Annotated in this window: 1 protein-coding gene; it reads left to right on the top strand. The window is 67.0% G+C overall.

Annotated elements, in window-relative coordinates:
• Positions 1 to 19: 19 nt before the first annotated feature.
• Positions 20 to 1,327 carry an IS1380 family transposase gene (locus AruPA_RS21635; protein WP_265638793.1) on the top strand — a complete coding sequence of 436 codons (1,308 nt, stop codon included), beginning with the start codon at positions 20 to 22 and terminating at the stop codon, positions 1,325 to 1,327.
• Positions 1,328 to 1,500: the final 173 nt, after the last annotated feature.

Here is a 1,500-nt window from a genome sequence, read left to right as displayed (position 1 = left end):
TACCCCATGCCTCCCCGGTCTGTCACCTGTCGCCGGCAAGCCGGTGGTGGCCCGCTTCGACGGCGAGTTGCTGTCCTCGGACGGCGGTCTGCTGACATTGCGCGAGGTCGAGAAGCGGCTGGGGATCGCCGAGCTTCTGGCAGCCTGCATCGATGATCCGCGCGCGCCGGAGCGTGTCCAGCACGGTCTCGATCAGATCATCCGCTTCCGCATGCTGATGATCGCGGCCGGCTACGAGGACGGCAACGATGCCGGTGCGCTGCGCCGGGACGCGATGTTCAAGCTGGCCATGGAACGCCTGCCCGAAGATGCGGATCTCTGCTCGCAGGCGACGATCTCGCGTGCGGAAAACCTGCCCACACCGCGCGCGCTGCTGCGCATGGGTCAGGCGATGATCGGGCAATACTGTGCGAGCTTCCGCACCGTGCCGAAGCGCATCGTGCTCGATATCGATGACACCTTCGACGCCGTCCACGGCACCCAGCAGCTGCGCCTGTTCAACGCCCATTACGACGACTACGGCTTCCAGCCGATTGTCGTCTTCGACGGCGACGGGCGGATGGTCGCCGCCGTGCTCCGCCCGGCCTGCCGACCCAAAGGCACGGAGATCGTCAAATGGCTGCGCCGGCTGATCACCGCGATCCGCAGCCACTGGCCGCGCACCGAGATCATGCTGCGCGGTGATTCCCACTATTGCACCCCGGAGGTGCTCCGCTTCTGCCGGGCCCGACGGCTCGACTATATCTTCGGCGTCGCCCCCACCGCGACCCTGCGTCGGCACGTCGCCACCCTCGAGGCGAGCAGCGCCGGCTACGTCGCCCAGACGCCAGGGACCAGGCGCCGACGCTACAAGGAATTCCACGACGCCGCCGCCAGCTGGGACCGCGTCGAGCGCATCATCGCCCGCGTCGAGGCCGGCCCGCTCGGCGTCGACACCCGCTTCATCGTCACAAGCCTGACCGCCGGCTCACCACGCCGTCTCTATGAAGATCTCTATTGCGCCCGCGGCCAGGCCGAAAATCATATCAAAGCGTGGAAGCGCCATCTCGCCGCCGATCGCACCTCCTGCTCGCGCGCCAGCGCCAACCAGATGCGCCTCTTCCTCCATCTCGGCGCCTATCGGCTGATGTGGGTCTTGCGCGCCCTGATGCCGCGCCGGTCACTCTGGCGCCGCTGCCAGTTCGACACCATGCGCCTGCGGCTGATCAAGCTCGCCGTCCGCATCGAGACTCTCAGCAAGTCGATCCGCCTGCATCTGCCACGCAGTTCGCCCGATCAGGCGATCCTCGCCTATGCCCTCGCCAGGCTGCCCAGGCTGGTCACATAAGCCCTGGGGCATGTGCCCCGCTGAGCCCGCATCCCGCCAACCCCAGCGCCTCGCCATCACCAAGCCCGCAAGCCCCGGATCAACGCACCGGCGCTTCCGCGCGACTGCCCAATGTCTGGTTGTAAAGCCCGCATGACGCCCAAAGCCGAATGCGGCTTCATGAATTTTTCAGG

Source organism: Acidiphilium sp. PA, from assembly GCF_026191915.1.
In the GTDB taxonomy this organism is placed as follows: domain Bacteria; phylum Pseudomonadota; class Alphaproteobacteria; order Acetobacterales; family Acetobacteraceae; genus Acidiphilium.
Note: the sequence above shows the minus strand (reverse complement) of the source record. Positions and strands in the feature narration are given on the sequence as shown.